The organism is Cystobacter fuscus DSM 2262 (assembly GCF_000335475.2).
Taxonomy (GTDB): Bacteria; Myxococcota; Myxococcia; order Myxococcales; family Myxococcaceae; genus Cystobacter; species Cystobacter fuscus.
In genome coordinates this window covers 292,206-317,348 of the sequence record NZ_ANAH02000013.1, presented here as the reverse complement: position 1 = coordinate 317,348, position 25,143 = coordinate 292,206, and the positions used below count along the sequence as shown (strand labels likewise).

Annotated in this window: 24 protein-coding genes; 14 read left to right on the top strand and 10 right to left on the bottom strand. The window is 69.8% G+C overall.

What is annotated here, in order from left to right:
* Positions 1-781 (top strand): J domain-containing protein (locus D187_RS23925; RefSeq protein ID WP_043431275.1); only part of this gene is annotated, 781 nt, incomplete at its 5' end.
* Between the two features lie 55 nt (positions 782-836).
* On the top strand, positions 837-1,127 hold the full coding sequence (gene yhbY, locus D187_RS23920) for a ribosome assembly RNA-binding protein YhbY (protein ID WP_002630724.1): 291 nt from the start codon (positions 837-839) through the stop codon (positions 1,125-1,127).
* Positions 1,128-1,134: 7 nt separating this feature from the next.
* Here yhbY and D187_RS23915 read toward each other — a convergent pair whose 3' ends face one another.
* On the bottom strand, positions 1,135-2,439 hold the full coding sequence (locus D187_RS23915) for a neutral/alkaline non-lysosomal ceramidase N-terminal domain-containing protein (protein ID WP_002630723.1): 1,305 nt from the start codon (positions 2,437-2,439) through the stop codon (positions 1,135-1,137).
* 156 nt (positions 2,440-2,595) lie between these two features.
* On the opposite strand from D187_RS23915, the gene purF reads away from it, so the two are divergent.
* Genes purF through D187_RS23900 form a run of 3 tightly spaced genes read left to right on the top strand, consistent with a single transcriptional unit; the run spans position 2,596 to position 7,037 of the window.
* Positions 2,596-3,996 (top strand): amidophosphoribosyltransferase, encoded by a 1,401-nt coding sequence (purF, locus tag D187_RS23910; protein ID WP_002630722.1) that lies wholly within the window; start codon positions 2,596-2,598, stop codon positions 3,994-3,996.
* 28 nt (positions 3,997-4,024) lie between these two features.
* Entirely contained in the window at positions 4,025-5,698 is a 1,674-nt protein-coding gene (locus tag D187_RS23905; RefSeq protein ID WP_002630721.1) for a sensor histidine kinase, read from the top strand.
* Positions 5,670-7,037: a sigma-54-dependent transcriptional regulator gene (locus D187_RS23900; RefSeq protein ID WP_002630720.1), complete on the top strand. Its 1,368-nt coding sequence runs from the start codon at positions 5,670-5,672 to the stop codon at positions 7,035-7,037. Before D187_RS23905 ends, D187_RS23900 begins: the two co-directional genes overlap by 29 nt.
* A gap of 25 nt (positions 7,038-7,062) precedes the next feature.
* Here D187_RS23900 and D187_RS23895 read toward each other — a convergent pair whose 3' ends face one another.
* The 3 genes from D187_RS23895 to wecB are packed head-to-tail and all read right to left on the bottom strand — an operon-like array spanning position 7,063 to position 11,748.
* Complete coding sequence (locus tag D187_RS23895; RefSeq protein ID WP_002630719.1) at positions 7,063-9,582, bottom strand: ATP-binding protein; 2,520 nt, start codon at positions 9,580-9,582, stop codon at positions 7,063-7,065.
* Positions 9,583-9,591: 9 nt separating this feature from the next.
* Positions 9,592-10,587, bottom strand: a complete 996-nt coding sequence (locus D187_RS23890) for an RluA family pseudouridine synthase (RefSeq protein ID WP_002630718.1) — start codon at positions 10,585-10,587, stop codon at positions 9,592-9,594.
* 33 nt (positions 10,588-10,620) lie between these two features.
* Positions 10,621-11,748, bottom strand: a complete 1,128-nt coding sequence (gene wecB / locus D187_RS23885) for a non-hydrolyzing UDP-N-acetylglucosamine 2-epimerase (protein ID WP_002630717.1) — start codon at positions 11,746-11,748, stop codon at positions 10,621-10,623.
* Positions 11,749-11,843: 95 nt separating this feature from the next.
* On the opposite strand from wecB, the gene kdsB reads away from it, so the two are divergent.
* From kdsB to D187_RS23850, 7 genes are all read left to right on the top strand, one after another.
* Positions 11,844-12,584, top strand: coding sequence for a 3-deoxy-manno-octulosonate cytidylyltransferase (kdsB, locus tag D187_RS23880; protein ID WP_002630716.1), 741 nt, complete (start codon positions 11,844-11,846; stop codon positions 12,582-12,584).
* Between the two features lie 151 nt (positions 12,585-12,735).
* Entirely contained in the window at positions 12,736-14,442 is a 1,707-nt protein-coding gene (locus D187_RS23875) for an ABC transporter ATP-binding protein (protein ID WP_051256496.1), read from the top strand.
* A gap of 359 nt (positions 14,443-14,801) precedes the next feature.
* Positions 14,802-15,035, top strand: a complete 234-nt coding sequence (locus D187_RS23870; protein ID WP_051256490.1) for a hypothetical protein — start codon at positions 14,802-14,804, stop codon at positions 15,033-15,035.
* Between the two features lie 93 nt (positions 15,036-15,128).
* Positions 15,129-16,757: a CTP synthase gene (pyrG, locus tag D187_RS23865; RefSeq protein WP_002630713.1), complete on the top strand. Its 1,629-nt coding sequence runs from the start codon at positions 15,129-15,131 to the stop codon at positions 16,755-16,757.
* A complete protein-coding gene (gene kdsA, locus D187_RS23860) occupies positions 16,754-17,581 on the top strand; it encodes a 3-deoxy-8-phosphooctulonate synthase (RefSeq protein WP_002630712.1) in 828 nt (275 codons plus the stop codon). Before pyrG ends, kdsA begins: the two co-directional genes overlap by 4 nt.
* A 40-nt stretch (positions 17,582-17,621) precedes the next feature.
* Positions 17,622-18,200 carry a KdsC family phosphatase gene (locus D187_RS23855; protein WP_043431274.1) on the top strand — a complete coding sequence of 193 codons (579 nt, stop codon included), beginning with the start codon at positions 17,622-17,624 and terminating at the stop codon, positions 18,198-18,200.
* 82 nt (positions 18,201-18,282) lie between these two features.
* Positions 18,283-18,882 (top strand): response regulator, encoded by a 600-nt coding sequence (locus D187_RS23850; protein WP_232537418.1) that lies wholly within the window; start codon positions 18,283-18,285, stop codon positions 18,880-18,882.
* Between the two features lie 120 nt (positions 18,883-19,002).
* Here D187_RS23850 and D187_RS23845 read toward each other — a convergent pair whose 3' ends face one another.
* The 3 genes from D187_RS23845 to D187_RS23835 all read right to left on the bottom strand — a co-directional run bounded on the left by D187_RS23845 (position 19,003) and on the right by D187_RS23835 (position 20,192).
* Positions 19,003-19,452 (bottom strand): Hsp20/alpha crystallin family protein, encoded by a 450-nt coding sequence (locus D187_RS23845; RefSeq protein WP_002630709.1) that lies wholly within the window; start codon positions 19,450-19,452, stop codon positions 19,003-19,005.
* 186 nt (positions 19,453-19,638) lie between these two features.
* Positions 19,639-19,833 (bottom strand): CPXCG motif-containing cysteine-rich protein, encoded by a 195-nt coding sequence (locus tag D187_RS23840; protein ID WP_002630708.1) that lies wholly within the window; start codon positions 19,831-19,833, stop codon positions 19,639-19,641.
* Positions 19,833-20,192 carry a DUF309 domain-containing protein gene (locus D187_RS23835; protein WP_020918228.1) on the bottom strand — a complete coding sequence of 120 codons (360 nt, stop codon included), beginning with the start codon at positions 20,190-20,192 and terminating at the stop codon, positions 19,833-19,835. The genes D187_RS23840 and D187_RS23835 overlap by 1 nt, the downstream gene beginning before the upstream one ends.
* 42 nt (positions 20,193-20,234) lie before the next feature.
* On the opposite strand from D187_RS23835, the gene D187_RS23830 reads away from it, so the two are divergent.
* Positions 20,235-21,071 (top strand): GspE/PulE/PilB domain-containing protein, encoded by an 837-nt coding sequence (locus D187_RS23830; RefSeq protein WP_002630706.1) that lies wholly within the window; start codon positions 20,235-20,237, stop codon positions 21,069-21,071.
* A gap of 6 nt (positions 21,072-21,077) precedes the next feature.
* On the opposite strand, the gene serB is transcribed toward D187_RS23830, so the two are convergent.
* Genes serB through D187_RS23815 form a run of 3 tightly spaced genes read right to left on the bottom strand, consistent with a single transcriptional unit; the run spans position 21,078 to position 24,540 of the window.
* A complete protein-coding gene (serB, locus tag D187_RS23825; protein WP_002630705.1) occupies positions 21,078-22,280 on the bottom strand; it encodes a phosphoserine phosphatase SerB in 1,203 nt (400 codons plus the stop codon).
* A 20-nt stretch (positions 22,281-22,300) separates the two neighbouring features.
* Complete coding sequence (locus D187_RS23820; protein WP_002630704.1) at positions 22,301-23,731, bottom strand: serine/threonine-protein kinase; 1,431 nt, start codon at positions 23,729-23,731, stop codon at positions 22,301-22,303.
* Positions 23,732-23,784: 53 nt separating this feature from the next.
* On the bottom strand, positions 23,785-24,540 hold the full coding sequence (locus D187_RS23815) for a TIGR02266 family protein (RefSeq protein ID WP_043431272.1): 756 nt from the start codon (positions 24,538-24,540) through the stop codon (positions 23,785-23,787).
* A 104-nt stretch (positions 24,541-24,644) separates the two neighbouring features.
* Here D187_RS23815 and D187_RS23810 point away from each other — a divergent pair, with 104 nt between their 5' ends.
* On the top strand, positions 24,645-25,133 hold the full coding sequence (locus tag D187_RS23810; RefSeq protein ID WP_002630702.1) for an NADH-quinone oxidoreductase subunit NuoE family protein: 489 nt from the start codon (positions 24,645-24,647) through the stop codon (positions 25,131-25,133).
* Positions 25,134-25,143 lie beyond the last annotated feature (10 nt).

Sequence of the window (25,143 nt, the reverse complement as noted above, 5' to 3'; positions counted from 1 at the left end):
CAAGCCCGCCGCTCCCTCGGCTCCGGCGCCCACCGCCGCGCCCGCGGCCAAACCCGAGGCTCCCGCTCCCGCGGCCCCATCCGCCCCGGCGCCCGGCGCGAGCGACATCGCCGCGCTCCAGGAGCTCGCCCAGAAGATGAAGGAGCAGAACCACTTCGAACGCCTGGGCGTCGGCGCGGACACCAACGGCCCGGCGGTGCGCATCGCCTACTTCAAGCTGGCCAAGCTGTACCACCCGGACACGATTCCTCCCGGCGCGCCTCCCGAGATGGAGAAGCTCAAGGCCGACATCTTCGCCTACATCGGCGAGGCCCATCGCACGCTCGCGGACGAGAAGAGCCGCGCCGCGTACATCGAGGAGCTCAAGAGCGGCGGCAACAAGGAGGCCGAGGTCGACGTGGTGGCCATCCTCAAGAGCGAGGAGCTGTTCCGCAAGGCGGGCGTCTACCTCAAGGGCCGCAAGTTCGCCGAGGCCGTCAAGCTGCTCGACGAGGCCATCCAGCTCAACGACCAGGAGGCCGAGTTCTACGCCTGGCGCGGCTACGCCCGCTTCTTCACCTTCGAGGACAAGAAGGCGGGCTTCAACGAGGCCTACAAAGACATCCAGCTGTGCCTGAAGAAGAACGACAAGGTCGCCGCCGGGCACTACTTCCTGGGCGTCATCGCCAAGCTGTGCGGGGACATGAGCGGTGCGCTCAAGCACTTCCAGAAGACCGTGGAGCTGCAACCCAACCACATCGAGGCCCAGCGCGAGCTGCGCATGGCCGCGCAAAAGAAGTAGGGTGCGCCACCCCGGGAGCGCCACCGCGCGCCTCCCCACTTGAAGGAGAAGCATCTTGCCGTTGACCGGAAAGCAGCGCCGCCAGCTGCGCGCGCTGGGACATCACCTCGAACCCGTGGTCATCGTGGGCCAGGCGGGCGTCAGCGAGGGCGTCATCGCCGCCGTGGCCCAGGCGCTCCACGATCACGAACTCATCAAGGTGAAGATCAACGAGGGCCCGGAGGAGCGCCACGAGGCCGCCGAGAAGCTCGCCCAGGGCACCGGCGCCGAGCTCGCCCAGCTGCTGGGCCGCACCGTGCTGCTCTTCAAGAAGCGGGACGAGGACTCGAAGTTCGACAAGCTCTAGCGCCCCCTCACGGGGTGAAGCCCGCCGCCCGGGCCGCCAGCTCCGCCCCGGCGCCCAGTTGCTCCAACAACGTGGCGCCGAAGTACTGGCGGCGCGCCTCGCCCTCGCGTGCCCGCACGGCCTCGGGTGTCTCCACGTAGCCCACGTACCCGTCCGCCAACCCCAGCACGTCGCGGGCACCCGTGCGCCCGGCCAGGGACGAGCCCGCCGCCACCGTGGGCTCGCCCGGCACCAGCAGCCACTCGAGCGGCCCCAGCCGCAGCGCCCCCACCTCGGCGCGGCGCGCGGACGAGGCACACAGGAAGTTGTCTCCCGCCGCCCGGGCATACCAGGGCACCAGCCGCGAGGAGTCCGGCCTCGGCAGCGCCACCTCCACCCGCGCGAAGCCCAGCTCCGGGTGCTCCACCGGCACCGGCGTCGCCCGCGCCGCCAGCTCCGCCACGGCCCGCGCGTACCCCTCCACGGTCTCCAGTCCCCCGCCCCCCTCCCACACCGCCGAGGCGTTGCCACTCGCGCCCTGGAGGACGAGCGTCACCCCACCCTCCGCCTCGCGCAGCTGACTCACGCGTCCGGGCCAGTCTGGATCCACCACGTCGCGCTTGCGCGGCACCAGCGTGGGGTGCGAGGCGAACAGCAGCAGCTCCGCCACCGGCCCCCGCTCGCCGCGCAGCACCGCGCGCGTCAGGTTCCCATCCGGGGACTCGCCCCCCGAGCGCGAGCGCACCAGTCCAGGCTCGCGCGCCTGCCCCACCTCCAGGGCGACGTCGGCGAGCTGGGAGGCCGCCTGACGCAGGGCCTCGCTCGCCCCCTCGACCGCGGCCTCGAGCGACTCCCCACGAAAGCGCCCCGTCCCTCCCATCTGAGCGACCAGCCGGGCGTCATACCCTCCAAAGGAGGAGTGTGTGTGCGAGGCCACCACCACCACCGCGCCGAGCCCCAGGCTCGTGGTCCGCTCGCGCACCCTGGCCACGAGCGCATCGGGCACCAGCAGCAACTCCAGCGACACCAGCCCCACCTTCATGTCGCCCGCGGCCAGCACCACCGCGCGAGCCTGCGGAGGCAAGCTCGCCCCAGCCGCCTCGGGGAGCAGCAGCCCGTAGCCGGCCACCACCACCGGATAGGGGGGAGCCAGGGCCACCCTGGCCGCCCCGGCCCTCAAGGGACTCCCGGCGCGCGCCTGGCCCAGCAGCGTGGGTGCCCCCTGGCCCCAGCGTCCACACCAGTTCCAGGACGCGAGCGCATAGGCACACCCCAGGGTCAACAGGGTCAGCGGAACCAGGGCACGCAGCCGTTGTCGCCACGAGACGGACATGTGACGCAAGAGCCTATCCGGAACCGGAAAATTCCCGGGGATCCTCTTCATCCCCATGGATTTCGGCGTCACTTCGAGGAATACCCCCGAAGGAGGCAACCGTTAGGCAACCGTTCTCCGTTCCGTTCAGCTCCCGAAGGGGATAAGGCACGCCGCATGTGTGGAATCTTCGGAATCGTCGGTCACCCAGAGGCTTCCAACCTGGCGTACCTGGGTCTGCATGCATTGCAGCACCGGGGGCAGGAGTCCGCGGGCATTGTCGCCTCGGATGGGGAGCGGCTGCGCGCGCACCTGTCCATGGGGCACGTGGCGGACATCTTCACCGTGCCGGTCATCGAGTCGCTGCCGGGAGGAGCCGCCATCGGGCACGTGCGCTACTCCACCGCGGGCGGCAGCCGGTTGAAGAACGCCCAGCCCCTGAGCGTGGAGTACGTGGGCGGCCAGATGTCGGTCGCCCATAACGGCAACTTCGTCAACGCCGACGAGCTGCGCAAGTCGCTCGAGGCCGATGGCGCCATCTTCCAGTCGGACGCGGACACCGAGGTCGTCATCCACCTCATCGCCCGCTCCAAGAAGGCCACCTTCGAGGACAAGGTCGTCGAGGCGCTCTCGCGCGTGAAGGGCGCCTACAGCCTGCTCTTCCTCGCCGAGAAGAAGCTCGTGGCGGTGAGGGATCCCTTCGGCTTCCGCCCGCTGGTGCTCGGCCGGCTCAAGAACAGCTGGGTGCTCACCAGCGAGACGACGGCGCTCGACTTGATCGAGGCGGAGTTCATCCGCGAGCTCGAGGCCGGGGAGATGGTCGTCATCGACGAGGAGGGCCTGCGCACCAGCAACCCCTTCCCGCCCACGCGCCTGGGCCGGTGCATCTTCGAGCACGTGTACTTCGCCAAGCCCGACTCGGTCCTCTTCGGCGCCAGCGTGTACGAGACGCGCAAGGAGATGGGCCGGCAGCTCGCGCGCGAGCAGCCCGTGCCGGGGGCGGACCTGGTCATCGCGGTGCCGGACTCGGGCGTGCCCGCGGCCATCGGCTACTCGCAGGCCAGCGGCATCCCCTATGACGTGGGCCTCATCCGCAGCCACTACGTGGGCCGCACCTTCATCGAGCCCCAGCAGTCCATCCGCCACTTCGGCGTGAAGCTCAAGCTGTCCGCGGTGCGCCAGGTGCTCAAGGGCAAGCGCGTGGTGGTGGTGGATGACTCCATCGTGCGCGGCACGACGAGCCGGAAGATCGTGAAGATGCTCAAGGCCGCGGGCGCCACGGAGGTGCACCTGCGCATCTCCTCGCCCCCCACCCAGTGGCCCTGCTACTACGGCATCGACACGCCCAGCCGCCAGGAGCTCATCGCCTCCAGCCACTCCGTGGAGGAGATCGCCCGCTACGTGACGGCGGACTCGCTCGGCTACATCTCCCTGGAGGGCCTGGGCACCGCGGTGGGAGACCGCGAGCGCAACACCTTCTGCACCGCCTGCTTCTCCGGCAAGTACCTCACCGGCAACTTCGGTCCGGCCTCCTCCGACGAGGAGAAGAAGCCCGGGCCCAAGCTCGTCAGCGCCTGAGGCGCGCGCCCCCCCGCGCCCCCGGGACATGGCGAGCCCCTCCCATCCCGACCTGAGAGACGCCGAGCGGCAGTTCACCCGCTCGGTGCTCGCGGGGCTGTGCCTGCTGGGCCTCGTCGCCGTGGTGGGGCCGCTGCTGTCCTACCGCGGGGACGTGCACGAGATGCACGACCAGTTCCGCTCGCGGCTGGAGCGCGAGGGCCGGGTATACGCCGAGGCGCTCGGCCTGCACATCCAGCTGCTCGAGTCGGAGCTGTCCCGCGTGGCCCTGGGCGTGGGGCCCGAGCTGCTGGAGGGACGGGCCATCGAGGACATGCAGGACCTCACCGCGCCCGACCTCGGCCTGTTCCGCCAGGGCATCCTCCTGCTCGACACCACGGGCAACGTGCGTTGGAGCGAGCCGCTCGTGCGCACCCCGAGCGACGTGGTGCGCGCACGCGCGTGGTTCCAGCACGTCCTCCAGCAACAAGCGCCCGTCGTGGACGCGCTCGATCCGGGCTCCTCCACCTTCGTCGTCGCCGTGCCGGTGAGGGGCGAGCACCGTGTCCTGGGGATGCTCGTCGGGTTGATCGACGCCCGCATGGAGCTGCCCGGCTCGCGGCCCATGAGCAAGCACCTGAAGCTGGTGGTGCTCAACCGCGGCGGCGACATCCTCCTGCCCTCGCCACCGCCCTCGTGGGCCACCCTGCCCGGCTTCGCCGCGAAGGTGGAGCAACTGCTGGCCCGGGAAGGCCAGGAGGTGGACAGCGCGGACGGGGAAGAGCTGTTCGCCTGGGCCACGGTGGTGCCGGGCACGCGGCTGCGGCTGGTGATGGCCGCGGACGAGACGGCCACCGTGGCCACCATTCGTCAACGGCTGCTCGCGCAACTGCTCGTGCTCGCGGGGCTCCAGGTGGGCACCCTGCTGCTCTTCAGCCTGCACTGGCGGCGCGTCTACCGCCTCTTCCTGGAGATGGAGCGGCGCGCGGCGGAGAAGGAGACGATGGCGGCGCTCGGCTCGGCCTCGGGCCTCATCGCCCACGAGGTGAAGAACTCGCTCAACGGCCTCAAGGTGGCCACCGGCCTGCTCTCGCCCGGAGAGGAGCAGGCCCTCGCGGTGCGCGCCCTGCGTGGGCAGATTGATCGACTCGCGCACCTGGCCACCTCGCTGCTGCACTTCGGCAAACCCCCGCGCGTGCAGCGCATCCCCGTGGACCTGCCGCACCTGGTGCGCGAGGTGCTCGAGGGACTGCGCGTGCTGCCCGAGGCCGAGGAGGTGCGCCTCACCGCCCACCTGCCCGAGGCGCTCGAGCTCCAGGGAGACCCCCTCTTGCTGGCCACCGCGCTGGACAACCTGGTGCGCAACGCCATGGAGGCGGCCGTGGCCGCCAAGGACCTCGGACGGGTGGCCACGCCCGAGGTGAGCGTGCGCGTGCGCCAGGAGGAGGGCCACGCCGTGGTGGACGTGGAGGACAACGCGGGCGGCCCACCGGAAGGCTTCGAGGCGCGGCTCTTCGAGCCCTTCGTCACCTCCAAGCCCAAGGGCGTGGGGCTCGGGCTGTCCATGACCCGACGCGCGGTGGAGCAGCAGGGAGGCCGCGTCGGCTTCACGCGCCTTCCCGGCGGCAGCCGCTTCACCGTGACGCTGCCCCCACCCGACTCCACCGCCTCGTCCGATTCCCAGGAGCCGCCCCATGAGCGTCCCCCTGCTCTTCATCGATGATGACCGGGCCTTCTCGTCGCTGGGCGCGGCGGCGCTGCAGCGCGAGGGCTACGCCGTCACCCTGGCGCGCTCGCTGCACGAGGCCCGCGCCGCGCTCGCGCGCCTCACGCCCGCGCTGGTGGTGCTCGACCGGAGGCTGCCGGATGGAGACGGACTCACCTTCCTGCCCGAGCTCAAGGCCCAGGCGCCCGGCGCGGCCGTGGTGATGGTGACGGCGCACGGCGACATCGCCAGCGCGGTGGACGCGGTGCGCGCGGGCGCGGCGGACTACGTGGCCAAGCCGGTGGAGCTGGCGGACCTGGTGCTGCGCGCGCGCCGGGCCCTGGACACGGGCCGGTTGAAGGACCGGCTGGCCGCGGCCGAGGCCGAGCTGTCCGGGCGGCGCCGGCTCGTGCCCCCCGCGTCGGCGGCCATGCAGCGGGTGTTCGCGGCGCTCGAGCGCATCGCCACCTCGCCCCGCGGCGCGGTGATGCTGTTGGGGGAGACGGGCACGGGCAAGGAGATGCTCGCGCGCCACCTGCACGCCTTGTCCTCCCGGGGCGACGACGCGCCCTTCGTCCACGTCAACTGCGCGGCCCTGCCCGAGCAGACGGTGGAGAGCGAGCTGTTCGGCCACGAGAAGGGCGCCTTCACCGACGCGCGCACCGCGCGCCGGGGGCTGGTGGAGGTGGCGCACGGGGGCACGCTCTTCCTCGACGAGGTGGGCGAGCTGCCCCTGGGCCTGCAGGCCAAGCTGCTCACCTTCCTCGACTCGGGCCGCTTCCGGCGCCTGGGCGGCACCACGGAGCACTCCAGCAGCGCGCGCATCGTGGCCGCCACGCACCGCGACCTGCCGGGCCTCATGGCGCGCGGCGAGTTCCGGGAGGACCTGTGGTTCCGCCTGGGCGTCTTCCGCATCGACATCCCGCCCCTGCGCGAGCGCCCCGAGGACATCCTCCCGCTCGCCGAGGGCATCCTCGCCGAGCTGCGCCGGGAGCTGGGGCGTCGGGACGTCTCGCTCGGGCCCCACGCCCGCACCCGGCTCACCGCCTACGCCTTCCCCGGCAACGTGCGCGAGCTGCGCAACGTCCTCGAGCGCGCCCTGGTGATGGAGCCCGGGCCCGAGCTGGAGCTGGACGTGCTCGCGGGCACCAGGCCCGTGCCGGCCGGAGCCCCGGCGGCGAGCCCCCCCGAGCCCAACGCCTTCGTGCTCTCCGGACCGCCACGCGCCCTGGAGGAGGTGGAGCGCGCCTATACCCGCTGGGTGCTGGAGCAGATGGGTGGGCGGCGCATGGAGGCGGCCAAGGTGCTCGGCCTCTCCTACCCCACCTTCCTCAAGCGGCTGGGCGAGGGGACTTGAAGAACCGAGGCACCGCCGGCGGCCCTCACTCCCCGGGGATTTGGTAGGGCAGCTCCAGCGTGAAGGTGGCGCCCTGCCCCGGCTGGCTGTCCACGGTCAGGTGTCCGCCGTGGGACTCGACGATTTCCCGGCTGATGTAGAGCCCCAGGCCCAGGCCCCCGTAGTGCCGCACCGTGACGGCGCGCTCGAAGCGGCTGAAGATGCGCGGCAGGTCCTCGGGGGAGATGCCCACCCCCTCATCGCGCACGATGAACCGGGCGTGCACGCCGTCCGACTCCAGCCGGAGGGTGATGGGCTTGCCCGCGCCGTAGCGGGCCGCGTTGGTGAGCAGGTTGACGATGACCTGCTCCAGGCGGAGCGCGTCCCAGCAACCCACCACGGGCGCGGGCGCATGGAGCGTCACCTCGCAGCCCGCGCGGGTGAACACGTCGCGCAGCCGCTCCATCACCTCCTGGATGAGCCGGGTGAGATCCATCTCGGCGCGATCCAGGGACACGCGGCCGGTGACGATGCGGCCCACGTCGAGCAGCAACGTGATGAGCTGCGAGAGCCGCCGCGCCTGGCGTTGGGCCTCGTCCAGCTTCGTGCGCATCCGCTCGCTCGCCTCCGGAGGCAGGTGACGCTCCAGGGAGGACAACTGGAGCCGCAGCACGGTGAGCGGTGTCTTGAGCTCATGGCTCGCGATGGAGAGGAACTCGTCGCGCAGCCGGATGGCGTCCTGGGCATCACGGTACAGCCGCGCGTTGTCCAGACACAGGGCGGCCCGGCGCGCCAGCTCCTCGGCCAGCGTCAGGTCCGCGCGCGAGTAATGACGGCCGCTGTCGCCCTGCGCCAGCATGAGCGTGCCGAGCGTCCGACCCCGCGCCACCAGGGGCACGCAGATATAGGAACAGAGCTGGAGCGCGTTCAGCGGCGCCTCGGCCTCGGAGCTGCGCGCCATCTGGGCGAGCTGGCCCTCGGAGAACTCGGGGATCCACTCCGACTCGCCCGTGCGCAGCACCTTGCCGACGCCATGGTCGGCGGACAACTCGACGGGCTGGAGCCGAAGCACCTGGAGCGCCACCCGGGCCCGTTCCGGATCCCGGTGCAGCCCCGCGAGCTGCTCCACCCGTCCCTCCTCGGTGAGCACGTGCACCGCGCAGCAGTCGGCGAAGCGGGGCACCACCAGCTCCATCAAGCGCTCCATCGTGGACACGGAGTCGAGCGAGCTGCCCAGGAGCGTGCTGGCCTCGTACAGGAAGTGCTGCCGCTCGGCGAGCGCCTCCACCTCGCGCCGCGCGCGCACGTGGTCCGTCACGTCGTAGGAGAAGAAGGCCACCCCATCCACGTGGCCCGCGGTGTCGCGCAGCGGCTCGTAGGAGAAGTTGAAGAAGCGCTCGTCGCGGGGCGCCCCCGTGCGCGGATCCTCCGCCACCCGGTATTCGCGCGCGACGAAGCGCTCCCCCCACATGTAGACACGGTCGAGCACGTCGAGCATGCCCTGGCGCATGTGGTGGGGCAGGGCGTCACGCATCTTCTGGCCCACGAGGCCACTGTCGCCCTGGTGGGCCTGGTGCAGGGGGTTGTCCAGCTCGATGACGTGCTCGGGGCCGCGCATGAGGCAGACCGCCAGGGGCGCCTGCATCACCACGGCTTGCAGACGGGTGCGTTGGAACTCGGCCTCGGCGCGCGCGGCCTGCTCCTTGTCGAAGAGCCGGGCACGCTCGAGCGCGAGTGCGCCCTGGTGGGCGAGCGACAGCAGGAAGTCCCGGTCCGCCGAGTCGAAGACGTGCAGGGGCGCGAAGGTGAGGGACAGCACCGCCATGGGCGAGCCCTTGGCGAGCATGGGCAGACAGGCCAGGGCGCCGGACCACTCGGGCCGGCCCGAGCGGAAGACCCGGGTGATGGGCAGGTTCGACTCCATGGGCACCTGGGACAGCCGGTAGCCGGGACCGCCGGACATGCTCTCGCGGCTGAGCACCCGGAGCGAGCGGCCATCCATCTCGGGCAGTGCCACGGACAGCCGCCGGGCATCCATCGCCTCCAGGGCGCCGCGCGCGATGACCTCCACGACCTCGGCGGCGGAAGCCACCGCGCACAACTTCGTCGTCATCTCCTGCAACAGGGCGAGCCGCCCGACGCTCTTCTCCCTGGCCACTTCCGCTTCCCGGCGCGACGTCACGTCGCGCAGGAAGATGATCAACTGGGAGCCATATGGGACGGCGCACGCCTCGTAGGAGGTCTCCCCCAGGGGGGCAATCCACTCCGCGGTGGTGGTCACCCCCTCCGCCCGGGCGCGCAGGTAGGCCGTGCCGAAAGCGGTGTCGAGCAGCGTGGGGAAGAGCGTCCACAGCACCTCGCCGAGCAGCTCCTCGCGCGAGTGACCGAGCAAGCGCGCCGCCACTGGGTTGAGCGCCACGATGCGCCACTGCTCGTCGAGCACGAACGCCCCGTCGGGAAACAACTGGAGCGGGATGTCGAAGGGCAGTTCCTCCTCGAGTTCCATCCGTTCGCGCGACGGTGCCTGTCCGAGGGCATCCTCGGGAGAGGAGGGGGCTTCACTCATGCGCGAAAGTTATGCACCGTCCGCGCCAGGGAAGATCAGCCCGGCCGGAGTCCGGTTGGCGATGAAGTCCTGGAGGTCTCCGGGGAGCGGGGACTCGAACGTGACGCGCTGGCCGGTGGCCGGGTGGGGGAAGGACAGGCGCGCGGCGTGGAGGGCGTGGCGGGGAAGGCGCAAGCGCACCCACGCCTCGGGCTCGAGGCAGCGTTTGCTGAACCGATCGAAGTAGCCGGGGTCCGGCCCGTACATCTTGTCGCCCACGAGCGGAAAGCCCGCCTCGCGCAAGTGGACGCGGATCTGATGCTGGCGTCCGGTCTCGGGGTGGCAGCGCAAGAGGGCGAAGGGCTCGCCCTCGAGGGTGAAGCGGCTGAGCACCTCGAAGCGCGTGTGGCTTTCCTTGCCCAGGATGGGGTCGATGCGTACCGCGATGCGGATGAGCTCGGTCCCCTCGGCGATGGGGGCATCCACGCGGAAGGAGTCCTCGGGAGGATGGCCCTCGCAGATGGCGAGGTACTCCTTGTGCACCTCGCGCGAGATGAAAAGCCGGCCGAGCACCCGGCAGGCCTCGGTGGTGCGTCCGCAGACGACCAGGCCACTGGTCTCCCGGTCCAAGCGGTGCGCGGGCTCGGCGGAGGCATGGCCCAAGCGCTCGCGCAGCAAGGAGACGAGCGTGCCCTTGTGGTAGCGGGCGGTGGGGTGCAGCGGCAGCCCGGCGGGCTTGTCGAGCACGAGCAGCCAGTCGTCCTCGAAGACGACGGGCACTTCGGTGGGCGTGTCGGGCTCGGCGCTCGCGGGCCGGCGGATGCGGAAGGACAGGCCCGGGTAGACGGGCGTGGAGGGCTTGAGCCGGCGCTCCTCGCAGAGGACTCCGCGCTGGATGACGCCGAGCAGCCGCTCGCGAGGCAGCCGGCGGAGCTTCTGGGCGAGGTAGCGCTCGAGCCTCCAGCCGGCGTAGTTCGGCTCGACGACGAAGGAGATGTCGACGAAGCCCTCGGGGGTCTCACTCATGAGGCCCCTGGCATAACACGGCGCGCGAGGCGGCTAGACGGCCGCGCGTCGGGGGGCGGCGACGGCGCCGAGCGTCTCCTCGTAGAGCTGGGCGATGCGCTCGCCACTGTGGCCGTCCCAGCCATCGGGCACCCGGCCCTTCTTCTCGTGCCCGTCGAGGATGCGGTCCGCTTCCCTCTGGATGTGGGCGGGGTCGGTGCCCACGACGAGGTTGGTGCCCACGTCCACGGTGATGGGCCGCTCGGTGTTCTCGCGCACGGTGAGGCAGGGAATGCCGAGCACGGTGGTCTCCTCCTGGAGGCCGCCCGAGTCGGTGAAGACGAGCCGGGCCTGGGAGGTGAGCGCGAGGAACTCCAGGTAGCCGAGCGGATCCACGAGGCGCAGGCCCGGGGTGCGCTCCAGGGTGGGCCCGAGGCCCAGGTCCGCGATGCGCTTGCGGGTGCGCGGGTGGACGGGGAAGACGACGGGCAGGCGGCTGGCCACGTGGCCGAGCGCGGAGAGCAGTCCGCGCAGCGTGCCCTCGTCATCCACGTTGGAGGCGCGGTGCAGGGTGCACACCGCGTAGCCGCGCGGGGTGAAGCCCATGTCCTTGAGGGTGGGCAGGCGCAGGGCCTGCTCGCGCGCCGACAGGAGCGAGTCGATCATCACGTTGCCCACCATGCGGATGCGCTCGGGCTCGATGCCCTCGCGCAGCAGGTTGGCGTCCGCGTCGGCCGAGGGCGTGAGCAGCAGGTCCGAGATGCGGTCCACGAGCAGCCGGTTGATCTCCTCGGGCATGGTGCGGTCGCCGCTGCGCAACCCCGCCTCCACGTGGGCGAGCTTGATGCCCATCTTCACCGCCACGAGCGCCCCGGCCAGGGTGCTGTTGACGTCGCCCACCACGGACACGAGGTCGGGCTTCTCCTGGGTGAAGACCTTCTCCAGCTCGATCATCACCCGGGCGGTCTGCTCGGTGTGGCTGCCCGAGCCGATGCCGAGGTGGACGTCGGGGGCGGGCATGCCCAGGTCGGTGAAGAAGACATCGCTCATCTTCACGTCGTAGTGCTGCCCGGTGTGGACGAGGGTCTGGGCGAGCACGCCGCGCTCGCGGATGGCCCGGTGGATGGGCGCGACCTTCATGAAGTTGGGACGCGCCCCGACGATATGGAGAACCTTCTTCATATGGGGGTCGAAGCTAGGCACCCGCCCCGCATCGGCCAGGGGGTCCCTGGCCCGGGGGGCCTCGCAGCGTCGTGAATCTGATAGACAGCGCCGCCATGTCCGCCCCCCGTCCCGTCGCCGTCATCCCCGCGCGCTACGCGAGCACGCGCTTTCCTGGCAAACCCCTGGCGTCCATCGCCGGCCGGCCGATGATCGAACACGTCTGGCGCCGCTGCCAGGAGGCGCTCGTCTTCGGCGAGGTGCTGGTGGCCACCGACGATGTGCGCATCCAGGAGGCGGTGGAGGGCTTTGGGGGCACGGCGGTGATGACCTCGCCCGAGTGCGCCACGGGAACGGACCGGGTGGCGGAGGTGGCCCGGACGCGTGCGGACGTGGACGTCTGGGTGAACGTGCAGGGGGACGAGCCGCTGGTGGATCCGGACACCCTGAGGGTGCTCGCGGGCCTGTTCGCCGACCCGGCGGTGGAGATGGGCACCCTGGTGCGGCCCCTGGAGGCGGCCGAGCAGGCCAGTCCCCACGTGGTGAAGGCGGTGCTGGCGCTCAATGGGGACGCGCTGTACTTCAGCCGCGCCCTGCTGCCCTTCGTGCGCGAGCCGGGCGAGGCCGGCGCGGTGCGGCACTGGGCGCACCTGGGCCTGTATGGCTACCGGCGCGCGACGCTGCTGCGCCTCGCCGGGCTGAGCCCCACCCCGCTGGAAGGGGCGGAGAAATTGGAGCAGCTACGAGCCCTGGAGCATGGGGTGCGCATCCGCTGTGGCCAGGTGGCGGGACACACGGTGGCGGTGGACGTGCCCGGGGACGTGGCGCGGGTGGAGGCGGTGTTGCGCGGCGGCTGAACCCGCCTGCCGGGCGGGCGGACGGAAGCGGGGCGAGAGAGTACGGGCCGGGCGCCCCGTCGCGAGGTAGGCTGGGCGCGTGTCCGACGCCAAGAACAAACCCGACGCCTCCAAGAAGCCCCGGTTCTCCCGGGCGACGTTCAGCCGCCTGATGGGGCTGGCGCGCCCGCAGGCCCGCCGGATCATCGCCGGAACCTTCTTCCTCGTGCTCGCGAGCGCCCTGGGTCTGGTGTACCCGAAGATCATCGGGGACATCATCGACCAGAGCCTCAAGTCGGGGAACCGGGAGCACATCGACCGGGTGGCCCTGGCCATGGTGGTCGTCTTCCTCTTCCAGGGCGTGGCGATGGCGCTGCGCTACTACCTCTTCACCACCGCGGGCGAGCGCGTGGTGACGCGGCTGCGGCAGAACCTGTTCGCGAGCCTCATGTCCCAGGAGGTGGGCTTCTTCGACGAGCGCAAGACGGGAGAGCTCACCAACCGGCTGTCCTCGGACACCACGGTGCTGCAGAACGCGGTGAGCGTGAACATCTCCATGGCGCTGCGCAACGCGGCCCAGGCGTTCGGCGGAATTGGCCTGCTCTTCTACACCTCGCCGGTGCTCACCGCGCTGATGCTCACCATCGTGCCCGCGGTGGCGGTGGGGGCGGTGTCGTATGGGCGCAAGGTGCGCGGCCTCTCCAAGGAGTCGCAGGACGCGCTCGCGGTAGCCAACGAGGTGGCCGAGGAGAGCCTGTCGGGCATCCGCACCGTGCGCTCCTTCGCCGCCGAGCGCCACGAGGTGGAGCGCTACCAGAGCGCCACCGAGCACGCCTACGACGTCGCGCGCCGCCGGGCCAAACAGTCCTCGTTCTTCCTCGCGGGCGCCTCGTCCGCGGGCTACCTCTCCTCGGCGGTGGTGCTCTGGTACGGCGGGCGGATGGTGCTCGACGGGAGGATGACGGTGGGCAACCTCACCTCCTTCCTCATCTACTCGCTCATGGTGGCCTTCGCGCTGGGAGCGCTCGCGGACCTGTGGGCGGACTTCATGCGCGCCTCGGGTGCCGCCGAGCGCGTCTTCGAACTCATCGACCGCGTGCCCGCCATTCCGTCCTCGGGGGGCGAGCGCCTGGCGGCGGTGCAGGGCCGGGTCGAGTTCCAGGACGTGCGCTTCGCCTATCCCACGCGGCGGGACGTGCCGGTGCTCAAGGGCATCCACCTGGCACTCGCGCCGGGCGAGGTGGTGGCCATCGTCGGCCCCTCGGGCGCGGGCAAGTCCACGCTCGCCGCGCTGCTCGCGCGCATGTATGACCCGCAGGAGGGCCGGGTGCTGCTGGACGGGCGGGAGCTGAGCACGCTGGACACCGAGTGGCTGCGCCAGCAGGTGGGCACGGTGGCGCAGGAGCCCATGCTGTTCGCCACCTCCATCGCGGACAACATCCGCTATGGCCGCAAGGACGCCACGGACGCCGAGGTGGAAGCCGCCGCGCGCACCGCCAACGCCCACGAGTTCATCTCCCGCTTCCCCGAGGGCTACCAGACGATGGTGGGCGAGCGCGGCGTGCAGCTGTCCGGCGGGCAGAAGCAGCGCATCGCCATTGCCCGCGCGGTGCTCAAGGATCCGCGCCTGCTGGTGCTCGACGAGGCCACCAGCGCCCTGGACGCCGAGAGCGAGCACCTGGTGAAGGAGGCCCTCGAGCGGCTGATGCGCGGGCGCACCACGCTCATCATCGCCCACCGCCTGTCCACGGTGATGGGGGCCGACCGCGTGGTGGTGATGGAGGGGGGCCAGGTGGTGCAGAGCGGCGACCACTCCACCCTCATGGGCCAGGAGGGCCTCTACCGTCGCCTGGTGGAACGCCAATTCGTCGCCGCCTGAGCCGCTCCCGCCCTCTCGTCTGCCCAGGGTACGGCCTCGCCCCACACCTCCCGACGAGTGGCGCGGGGAAAGAAGGGTGATTAGAAAAGGCTCCGCAGACGAAAGGAGGTGATGCCTTGACTGATAGCAAGAGTCAGGCGTCCACCTCCGTCGGCACGGCGCGCTGATAAAGCCACCGTCCGGCGGAGATGTTGACGCCGAAGGTAGACTGGCCCGCCCGGGCTCACGCACCCCACCATTCGACGGGGCCGTGGACCGGGCGGGCCTTTTTTTATCTTCCCTCCGGGAATGCGAGCGGGCGGACCCTGTTGCAGCCCGCCGAGGGGGGAAGGCTCGTTTGATTCGCTGGAGGCCCGACCTTGTCCATCACACCCTGCCCGAGTCCGCTCCCTTGCGCCCTGCGAGACGAGTCGGTGGTGGAGGTTCAACGCAACCTGTTCTGCGCCAACTACGACGCCTGTCTGCACCTCGCGGTGAAGCGGGGCTGGGACGGGTGGACGTGTCGGCACTGTCCGCTGCGCGAGCACCGGGGGAGCGTTCCCCAGGCGCGCGACTACGCCGAGAGCCGTCCCCGCAGTCAGGGCCAGGACTGACAGTCCCGGACTCACCGTGAGTCAGGGCCTCGACGGGGGCCGGGGAACCGACAGAAACATTGACGCACCCGGCCTCTCTTGGCAGGAAGGGCCATGCGCTCCAAGAAGACCAAGTACATCTTCGTGACCGGCGGCGTGGTGAGCTCGCTGGGCAAGGGGCTTGCTTCGGCTTCCATCGGTACCCTGCTCGAGAATCGCGGGCTGGAAATCACGCTGCTCAAGCTGGACCCCTACATCAACATCGACCCGGGCACGATGAGCCCGTTCCAACATGGCGAGGTCTTCGTCACCGACGACGGGGGCGAGACCGACATGGACCTGGGTCACTACGAGCGCTTCACGAACGCTCGGATGTCGCGGCTCAACAACTTCACCACCGGTCGCATCTACCACTCCGTCATCCAGAAGGAGCGGCGGGGCGAGTACCTGGGCAAGACGGTGCAGGTGATTCCGCACATCACCGATGAAATCAAGTCCTGCATCCGCCAGGCGGCGCAAGGCGTGGACGTGGTCATCGTGGAAGTGGGCGGCACCGTGGGTGACATCGAGTCCCTGCCCTTCCTCGAGGCCATCCGCCAGATGCGCTACGACGTGGGGGCGGGCAACACGACCTACGTGCACCTCACGCTGCTGCCCTACATCGGCGCGGCGGGCGAGGTGAAGACCAAGCCCACCCAGCACTCGGTGATGAAGCTGCGGGAGATCGGCATCCAGCCGGACTTCCTGCTGTGCCGCACGGACCGGGAGATCAGCCGCGAGCTCAAGGACAAGATCGCCATGTTCTGCAACGTGGACACGGGCAACGTGTTCACCTCGCCGGACGTGGGGAGCATCTACGAGCTGCCCCTGGAGCTGCACCGCCAGGGCCTGGACGAGCGGCTGACCGAGGCGCTCAACATCTGGAGCCGGGCGCCGCGGCTGGAGCGCTGGGAGGACATCGTCCGCAAGGTGTACTCGCCGAGCCGGGGCGAGGTGACGGTGGCCATGGTCGGCAAGTACGTGGACCTGAAGGAGAGCTACAAGAGCCTCAACGAGGCCTTGATGCACGGCGGCATCGCCAACGACGTGCGGGTGAACCTGCGCTTCGTGGACTCGCAGGAGGTGGAGGACAAGGGCGCGGAGGCCATCCTCTCTGGAGCGGACGCCATCCTCGTGCCGGGCGGCTTCGGGGTGCGGGGCACCGAGGGGAAGATCTCCGCGGTGCGTTATGCCCGGGAGAAGCGGGTGCCCTTCTTCGGCATCTGCCTGGGCCTGCAGATGGCGGTGGTGGAGTTCAGCCGCAACGTGCTGGGCTTGAGTGGAGCCAACTCCCTGGAGTTCAATGAGCACACGCCCCACCCGGTGGTGACGCTCATGGAGAGTCAGGTGAAGGTCCAGGACAAGGGAGGCACCATGCGTCTGGGCACCTATGCCTGCGCGCTCAAGCCGGGCTCGCTCGCCCACAAGCTGTATGGCGAGGACTCCATCCAGGAGCGCCACCGCCACCGCTACGAGGTGAACAACACCTACCGCGCGCGCATGCAGGAGGCGGGGCTCGTGGTGTCCGGACACAATCCGGAACTCAACCTCGTGGAGATGATCGAGCTGCCGGACCACCCGCACTTCATCGGCTGCCAGTTCCACCCCGAGTTCAAGAGCAAGCCCTTCGCGCCCCATCCGCTCTTCTCGGGCTTCATCCGGGCGGCGCTCGCGCAGCGCGAGGCGGGGAGGACCCAGGCGTGAGCACCATCCAACTGTGCGGTCATACCGTGGGTGAGGGCCACAAGCTCTTCGTCATCGCCGGCCCGGACAGCATCGAGTCCGAGGACATGGCGCTGCGCCACGCGCGGATGCTCAAGGAGATGACGTCGCGGCTGGGCGTGCCCTATGCCTTCAAGTGCTCCTACGACAAGGCCAACCGCACGAGCGGCAAGTCCTTCCGGGGCCCGGGCCTGAAGGAGGGCCTGCGCATCCTCGAGCGCGTCAAGCGCGAGGTGGGCGTGCCCATCCTCACCGACGTCCACGAGACGAGCCACGTGGGCCCCGCCGCCGAGGTGGTGGACATCATCCAGATTCCCGCCTTCCTCTGCCGCCAGACGGACCTGGTGGAGGCCGTGGCGCGTACCGGCAAGGGCGTCAACCTCAAGAAGGGCCAGTTCGTGGCGCCCAAGGACATCGTCCACTCGGCGCGCAAGGCCGTGGAGACGGGCAACCCCAACGTGCTCGTCACCGAGCGCGGCGCCACCTTCGGCTACAACAACCTGGTGGTGGACATGCGCGGCTTCGCCCAGATGCGCGAGGCGGGGCTCGTCGTGTGCTTCGACGCCACCCACTCCGTGCAACTGCCCTCCTCTGGGGATGGGCAGACGGGCGGGGAGCGCAAGTTCGTCTCCCTCCTGGCGCGCTCGGCCGCCGCCGCCGGGATAGACGCGCTTTTCACGGAAGTGCATGAAGACCCGGACCGTGCCCTGTGCGACGGTCCGTGTTCGCTCTCCCCCCAGATGTTCGAGGACGTGATACGTCAGGTGCTCGCCATCCGACGTGCGCTGGGGCACGAGCCGTCATGAGAGAATCGAAGTCGCGGGGAGGGAATCCGAGGGACACGACATGACGGACCTGCCGCCAAAGCCCAGCCGGGACGAGCTGACGGAGCGCGCCGCGCGGGTGCGCCTGCTCGTCTTCGACGTGGATGGGGTCCTCACGGACGGCGGCCTGTATTACGGCGATGGCGGCGAGGTGATGAAGCGCTTCGACGTGAAGGACGGCCACGGCCTGGTGATGGCCCGGCTCGCCGGCCTGCGCACCGCCATCCTCACCGCGCGCTCCTCCTCCATCGTGGAGGTGCGGGGCCGCGAACTGGGCCTCTCCGCCATCTTCCAGGGACGCAAGGACAAGTCCGCGGGCCTCGACGAGCTGCTCTCCCAACTGGGGGCGACCCCCGAGGAGTGCGCCTATATGGGGGATGACCTCAACGACCTGGGTCCCCTGAGCCGGGTGGGCCTGTCGGCCTGTCCGGCCGACGCGGCGCTCGAAGTTCGGCAGGAAGTGCATTACATCGCACGCAACCGGGGAGGTCACGGCGCGGCGCGCGAACTGGTGGAACTGTGCTTGCGGGCGGCGGGGCATTGGGAAGCCACCGTCCGACAGATGAAAGCCGCCGAGGCCCTACAGGCTGTCAAGTTGTGAAAGCAAAGAATTTTCGCTTCCCGGTTAGGTGTCCTATCCTATGAGTGCCGGAATGAAGCAGGGCAGAGATGAGGAAAGTTCGATGACGGATCAGCTCTACACGACCCACGACATCAGCCGGTTGCTCCAGGTGGACCCGTCCACGGTGAGCAAGTGGATCGACCGCGGCATCCTCATGGCGTTCCGGACGCCAGGCGGCCACCGGCGGGTGCGCTCGGCGGACCTGCGCACGTTCCTCATCACGCACCAGATGCCGGTGCCCGAGGAGTTGGGCAGCAGCACCGTGCGCCTGCTCGTGGTGGACGACGAGCGTCAGGTGCTCGACGCCATCAAGCGCGCGTTCAAGCCCTACGCCAACCAGGTGGAGCTGCAGACGACCACCAGCGGCGTCGAGGCGCTGCTGCTGGTGTCCGAGCAGAAGCCCCACGGCATGCTCATCGACCTGAACATGCCGGACATCGACGGTATCGAGGTGTGCCGCCGCATCCGCGCTCGCAAGCAGATGGAGGGCGTGCGGCTCATCACCATGACGTCCGCCCACTCGCCCGAGGTGGTGGAGCAGTCCAAGCAGGCGGGCGCCGTGGCGTGCCTGCCCAAGCCGCTGGACGTGCAGCAGGTGCTCGACTTGTTCCGCGTGCCGCTGGCGCTCGGGGGCACCACCCCCGCCGCCGTCAAGCGCTAGACGCCACGAAGGGCGGAGCCCGTACGCGCCCCGCCCCCCATGTCACTCCCGGCGCGCCCGGGTGGATGAATCGGACCCCCGCTCTCGGGGCCCGCGCCCACCGGGTGCGTCGCTCGTGCTTCAGCCATTCACCTTCACTTCGATGACGCGCGGCTTGGTCTCCTCACGCCGGGGCAGCGACAGCGTCAGCACGCCATTCTCGTAGCGCGCCTCCACCCGGGACGCGTCCACCGTGCGCGGCAGCACGAAGGAGCGGGTGAACACACCGAAGTTGCGCTCCAGACGCCGGGTGCCCTCGTCCTTCTGCGACTCCGGACGCTTGCGCTCGGACTTCAGGGTGAGCGTGTCGTTCTCCACCTTCACCTCGATGGACTTCGCATCATGGCCCGGCAGGTCCACCTGCAGGGTGATTCCCTCGGCGGTCTCGTAGATGTCCGCTGCGGGGGCGAACTCACGCGAGCCGGACGGACGCACGGGCAGGTCGCGGAAGAGCTGGTCGAACTCCCTCATGACCAGGGGGCCCAGCGCCACGGCACCATTGCTCATCAACGGGTTCCAACGGCTTTGCATGGACGTCTCCTGTGCGCGCCAGACTCCTCGCGGAGCCACGGCGCGTGGTTGTGGTGAAACAAAAAGGGTTGGTTTGCTCGTGCGCGGCGCCCCCGCTCTCGGGGGCGCCGCGCCTCTCACAACTCCAAGAGAACCATGCTTTGGAGCGTGTCAAGGAAGCGCGCCGCGCGCCCCCGGACCGCCGCCTCAGTCGTCCTCGCGCCCGAGGGAAACGAAGACCTCGTCGTCCTCACGGGTGACGCGCACGACCCACGGCCGGCAGCACACCGGGCAGTCTTCCACGTACGTCTCCGAGGAGGCCCCCAGTGCATCGGCGGCCACCTCTACCTGCTCCCCGCAGTAGGGGCAGAGCTGCAACGAGTCATCGGCGAAGGGCTGCATCAGCGCTCTCCTCCCGAGGCGTCCAGCGGCCAGACGAGCAGGGGTCTGTCGGCTCCCTCGCCCGCTCGCCACCGGGTGATGTCCCGCCTCAACTGGTCCACATCCACGCCCTCACACAGGGGAGCCAAGGACTCCAGCCGCTCGAGGGCCCGCGAGAAGAGTGTCCACGCGCCCCGAGTGTTGCCCACGTCACGCTTGAGCCAGCCCGCCGCGGCGAGGATGAGTCCCTGAAGCAACAGCCGACGCGGGCCGTGCTCGTGCCGCCAGGCTTCCTCCCACGCCTCATGGGCCGCGTGGAAGGCGCCCTCGTTGAAGAGCGTCATCCCCTCCCCCAGACAGGTAGCGAACGCACGAGGCATCGAAACGCGACTCCAGGCTCCTTCCTTCGTAGACTGGAAATCATGGCCGCACCTCGCAACCGGATTGGAGAAATCCTCGTCAAGGCCCGTGTCCTCGACGAGATGCAGCTGCGCAGCGCACTCGCCCAGCATGATCAATGGGGTGGGCGCCTCTCGCGCATCATCAGCGACATGGGGATTGCCTCGGAGGAAACCCTCACCCAGGCGATCGCCGAGGGCTTCGGCATGCAGCGCGTCCAGTTGGGCACCGCCAGGGATGCCGGCGCGCTCGCCCGGCTGGACGTCCACCTGGCCGAGCAGAAGGGCATCTTCCCCGTGTCCCTGCGCGACAACGGCAAGACGCTCGTGCTGGCCATGGCGGACCCCTCGGACCTGGCGACCATTGATCAGGTGGCCGCACTGAGCCGCACCCGCGTCATCCCGATGGTAGCGGGCGACCAGGAAATCCAGAACGCCATCCAGCGGCACTACCGCAACCAGGAACCCACCGTCGCCCCCACCGCCCGCACCGCGCCCACCGGGCGCCCGGGCACGCCCGGGGACGAGGACGAGTTCAAGATCGTCGACATGACGGGCAAGACGGTGAGGAAGTCCATCGCCGACATCGCGCCGAACCTGGCGCGCGAGAACGCGGCCCGGCAGAACGCCGCCCCCATGCCGCCGCGTCCGAGCATCGGCTCGAGCGCCGCGGATCTGCTCGATGAAATCCTCAACGCCTCTCCCGCCGAGACGTTCTCCGCCGAGGAGATGCAGCGGTTGCAGGCCGTGCAGGTGAACCAGGAGAAGAGCTCGAAGATCCTGCGCGCCCTGCTCGAGCTGCTGCTGGAGAAGGGACACATCCAGCAGCGGGAGCTGGCGGCCCGCATGCGCGCGCCCTGAACCGCCCTACTCCCCCACTTCCCGCAGCTCGCGGGCCGTGAGCCCCAGGAAGTAGAGGATGGTGTCCAGGCCGCCCGCGGAGATGGAGGTGTCGGCCGCCTGGCGCAGCTTGGGCTTGGCGCGAAAGGCGATGCCCAGCCCCGCGCGCTCCAGCATCAACAAGTCATTGGCGCCATCGCCCACGGCGATGACCTGGTCGAGCAGGATGCCCTCCGCCCGGGCGATGTCCTCCAACAGCTCCGCCTTGCGGCGCGCGTTGACGATGGCGCCCAGGGTGCGGCCGGTGAGCTTGCCGTCCGCCTCCTCCAACAGGTTGGAGTGGGCGTAGTCGATGCCCAGACGGGCCTTGAGCGCCTCGGCCGCCACGGAGAAGCCTCCGCTGATGATGGCGGTGCGGTAGCCCAGGCGCTTGAGCACGCGGATGAGGGTCTCCGCGCCCTCGGTGAGGGGAAGACGGGCGGCGAGTTCGTGCAACACCCGCGCGTCCAGCCCCTTGAGCAGCGCCACGCGCTGACGCAGCGACTCGTCGTAGTCCATCTCGCCGTGCATGGCGCGCTCGGTGATGCGCGACACCTGCTCGCCCACACCATGGGCCCGCGCCAGCTCGTCGATGACCTCGATGCGGATGAGCGTGGAGTCCATGTCCATCACCACCAGGCGCTTGGCGCGCCGGTAGAGACTCTCGCGCTGCAAGGCCACGTCGAAGGCGCTCGTGGCCATGGCCAGCTCCAGCAACGAGCGCTGGAGTTCCCCGGGCTCCTTGCTCGCCGGCAAGGCGAGGTGGAGCTCGAACGAACCGGGCTCCACGTCGGACAGGCGGTGGATGCGCTCGATGTTGGCCTCGTGCCGGGCCAGGCACTCCGTCACCGCGTGCAGTTCGCGCGCGCCGAGGGAACGGCCCACCACGGTGACGACATGACGACTGGGAGACGCGGCGGCCTGGGCTCCTGAGTCGCCCACCGCTCGGGATTCCAGGGACACGCCCAGCGCCTGGACCGCGGAGCGCAGTTCCTGGAGAACGTCCCGCCCCTCGGGCACGCGCACGAGCAGGCACAGGGTGAGCTGCCCCTGCACCACCACCTGCTCGATGTCGAGCAGCACCGCGCCCGCGTCGGCGAGCAGGCCCGTCAGCCGGGAGGCGATCCCGGGATGGTCCCTGCCAGTGAGGGTGAGGAGAAGGGACTGGTGCGAAGCGGAGGAGGAGGTCATGGTGTCACGGCCGGGGAGTGCTACCGCGGCTCCGAGGAGAGGATGAGATCGCCCTTGGCGAGGAACGGCGCCTCGGGGAAGGACTTGTAGAAGTCCTCCAGCATGGCGTCGAGGTCCGGGTAGCGCTGGTCCACGCGGTCCTGGGTCATCTTGTCGAAGAGCGCATCCAGCCCGGAGGGCGCCTCGGGATTGACCTCGGAGGGCAGGGGCGAGCGGCGGCCGGGAATCTGCCCGGTGAGCATCTCGTAGAGGAGGATGCCCAGCCCGTAGACATCGGAGGCGGGGCCCGCGTCCTTCGCGCGCTGCGGCTGGAGGAGCTCCGGCGCCAGGTACACCATTCCGCCGGCGCCCACGAAGACCTGGGGCAGACCCTTGGAGGCATCCTGCTCCACCACGCGGCTCAGCCCGAAGTCGCCGAGCTTCGCGTTGCCATGGATGTCGAAGAGGACATTCTCCGGCTTGAGGTTGTGGTGGGAGAGGCCCACGGCGTGCGCGGCGCGCAGCGCGTAGGCCAGTTGCAGGAAGCAGCGCAGCGCGAAGGACACCGGCACGCCCTTGCCCCCACTCTCCTCCAGCATGGACTTGAGGTTGCCCTGCAAGAGCTCGAGCACGTAGTAGGGGCGCGCCGCCTCCACGTTCTGGTCGAGCACCTGGACGATGCCCGGATGGCGCACCTGGGCCTGGGCACACAGCTCGCGCTTGAGCCGCTTGAGCACCTCGCCCCGCTGCAGGAAGGAGAAGTAGCCGAAGATGTCCTTGAGCTCCTTGATGCAGACGTCCAGCCCGAGCGCGTTGAAGCGGCCCTTGCTCGCGATGCCCAGCGGACCGGAGCCCAGGGCCTCCTGCTTCTGGTAGCGCTGGTCCAGCACCTCCACGGCCTTGGAGGCAGGCGCCGAGGCGGGAGGAGGCAGCGGCACGGCGTCGTTGCGTGGGCTGGCCGCGGGAGGCGAGGCCGGAACCGGAGGCTCCCCCGCGGGGGATGCACTCGCGGTGGAGACCTGGGCGGGACGCGCGCGAGGCAGGGCGGGCGGCTCCGCGGACGGCCGCGCCTCGGAGGAGGCGAGTTCCGACTCCTCCTCGGGAGGGGGTGGCGGCTTGAGCGCCTGGGCCTGGGCGACCGTGTCCTCGGTGGTGAGCGACTCCAGTCCCAGTTGCTCGGCGAAGAACTCCCCCACCTCGGCGATGAACTGGTCCTGCATCCCGGTGTCCACCACGCGCTCGCCCATGTCGCTCAGGCGCAGCTGCGCCTCACGCGGATCCAGGGCGATGTAGTGGTACTTGCGCAGGAAGAGGTAGTAGCTGTCGAACTCCAGCGAGACGGACGGCTCGAGCGAGGCCTTCACATCGGCCAGCTTGTTCGAGCGTCCCAGACGGCCGTTCTCCCTCAGGCTCTGGAGGATGAACAGCGCCTCGCCGCAGATGGTGTCGCGGTGGATGACGGGCGTGGGCATGTGGGCGCGACTCTACGCGCTCGCGCCACCGGGACCAACGAGCGAAGAGGACTTCAAGGGATGTGGAGCAGCTGCTTCACCGTCTCCAACACTTCCTGGAAGCGCACGGGCTTGCGCAGGTAGATGTCCACCCCGAGCTGCATGGCGCGCTCGCGCGCCTCCGGGCCTCCCGCGGAGATGGCCACCACGGGAATGGACTTGAGCGCCTCCTCGGCGCGGATGCGCTCGATGAGCGCGAAGCCGTCCATCACCGGCATGTACAGGTCCGTCATCACCAGGCTGAAGCGGCTGGAGCGCAGCGCCTGCAACGCGTGATGCCCGTCGGGAGAGAAGTGCACCTCCAGGGGCACCCGTCCCGCCAGCTCGCCGCTCGCCAGCTTCTTGAGCACGTAGCTGTACATCTCGATGATGTGGGGGTTGTCCTCGACGATGAGGACACGATAGCCCTCCGCGGGGGCGGCCGTCCGGTCCGACGCGCGGGTCTGTCCTGGCGCACTCAAGATGTCACCCAATCGCTGCCGGTCCTCCGCTTGGAGCACCCGGATGCCGACACCCCCGGGTGCTTCGGGCGACACGGGCCGGACCCACGCCACCGTTCCCACGACTTCTACCGGATCCAGAAGCCCCGGGAAAGAAAGTGCCAACCCCACGGACTCACCCACGGTGAAGGAACGGTCGGTCTGCACGAAGATTCCTCCTCGTGACAGGTTCTCCGTCACCTCCGTCATCCGTGCCTGGTCCGGAAAGCGCACGCGTAACACGAGCGGCACTCGGGGCCCATCACGCTGGTCGTCTGATCCCCGATTCATAACAAGGGGTTGAAATCGCTCGGAAATTTGCTGGTGCCGACGCAGTGTAGCGCCGAGGGTTTATGTTGACAACGCGGGCGTCAGAGACTTACGAACCCCCCGCCATGGCGGAGTCCCTGTTCACCCCCGAAGAGCAGAAGAAGTTCGACACGGAGATCGCGGAGATCCTGTCGCACTATCCCGCGGACCGGAAGAGCGCCGCGATGCTTCCCGCGCTGCGGTTGATGCAAGACATCAAGGGGTGGCTGCCGCCCGAGGGCATCAAGCTCGTCGCGCAGGTCCTCGGTGTCACGCCGGAGCGCGCCTACGAGGTCGCCAGCTTCTACGTGATGTACCACCTGAAGAAGCCCGGCAAGTACGTCATCGACGTGTGCACCAACCTGCCCTGCGCGCTCCGGGGAGCCGAGAAGATGCTCGCCCACCTGGAGAACAAGCTCGGGCTGAAGGCCGGAGAGACGAACGAGCGCTTCACCCTCCGCGAGACGGAGTGCCTGGCCTCGTGCGGAACCGCGCCGTGCCTGCAAATCAATGAGGACCACCACGAGAGCCTCTCGAGGGCCAAGCTCGACGAGTTGATCGACAAGCTCTCCTGACCCGCTCCAT

Bases quoted from the DNA above. Each gene is read 5' to 3' on its own strand.
- D187_RS23915 (WP_002630723.1), bottom strand. From the start codon at position 2,439: ATGTCCGTCTCGTGGCGACAACGGCTGCGTGCCCTGGTTCCGCTGACC.
- purF (WP_002630722.1), top strand. From the start codon at position 2,596: ATGTGTGGAATCTTCGGAATCGTCGGTCACCCAGAGGCTTCCAACCTG.
- D187_RS23905 (WP_002630721.1), top strand. From the start codon at position 4,025: ATGGCGAGCCCCTCCCATCCCGACCTGAGAGACGCCGAGCGGCAGTTC.
- D187_RS23900 (WP_002630720.1), top strand. From the start codon at position 5,670: ATGAGCGTCCCCCTGCTCTTCATCGATGATGACCGGGCCTTCTCGTCG.
- D187_RS23895 (WP_002630719.1), bottom strand. From the start codon at position 9,582: ATGAGTGAAGCCCCCTCCTCTCCCGAGGATGCCCTCGGACAGGCACCG.
- D187_RS23890 (WP_002630718.1), bottom strand. From the start codon at position 10,587: ATGAGTGAGACCCCCGAGGGCTTCGTCGACATCTCCTTCGTCGTCGAG.
- wecB (WP_002630717.1), bottom strand. From the start codon at position 11,748: ATGAAGAAGGTTCTCCATATCGTCGGGGCGCGTCCCAACTTCATGAAG.
- kdsB (WP_002630716.1), top strand. From the start codon at position 11,844: ATGTCCGCCCCCCGTCCCGTCGCCGTCATCCCCGCGCGCTACGCGAGC.
- D187_RS23875 (WP_051256496.1), top strand. From the start codon at position 12,736: ATGGGGCTGGCGCGCCCGCAGGCCCGCCGGATCATCGCCGGAACCTTC.
- pyrG (WP_002630713.1), top strand. From the start codon at position 15,129: ATGCGCTCCAAGAAGACCAAGTACATCTTCGTGACCGGCGGCGTGGTG.
- D187_RS23855 (WP_043431274.1), top strand. From the start codon at position 17,622: ATGACGGACCTGCCGCCAAAGCCCAGCCGGGACGAGCTGACGGAGCGC.
- D187_RS23850 (WP_232537418.1), top strand. From the start codon at position 18,283: ATGACGGATCAGCTCTACACGACCCACGACATCAGCCGGTTGCTCCAG.
- D187_RS23845 (WP_002630709.1), bottom strand. From the start codon at position 19,452: ATGCAAAGCCGTTGGAACCCGTTGATGAGCAATGGTGCCGTGGCGCTG.
- D187_RS23840 (WP_002630708.1), bottom strand. From the start codon at position 19,833: ATGCAGCCCTTCGCCGATGACTCGTTGCAGCTCTGCCCCTACTGCGGG.
- D187_RS23835 (WP_020918228.1), bottom strand. From the start codon at position 20,192: ATGCCTCGTGCGTTCGCTACCTGTCTGGGGGAGGGGATGACGCTCTTC.
- D187_RS23830 (WP_002630706.1), top strand. From the start codon at position 20,235: ATGGCCGCACCTCGCAACCGGATTGGAGAAATCCTCGTCAAGGCCCGT.
- serB (WP_002630705.1), bottom strand. From the start codon at position 22,280: ATGACCTCCTCCTCCGCTTCGCACCAGTCCCTTCTCCTCACCCTCACT.
- D187_RS23820 (WP_002630704.1), bottom strand. From the start codon at position 23,731: ATGCCCACGCCCGTCATCCACCGCGACACCATCTGCGGCGAGGCGCTG.
- D187_RS23815 (WP_043431272.1), bottom strand. From the start codon at position 24,540: ATGAATCGGGGATCAGACGACCAGCGTGATGGGCCCCGAGTGCCGCTC.
- D187_RS23810 (WP_002630702.1), top strand. From the start codon at position 24,645: ATGGCGGAGTCCCTGTTCACCCCCGAAGAGCAGAAGAAGTTCGACACG.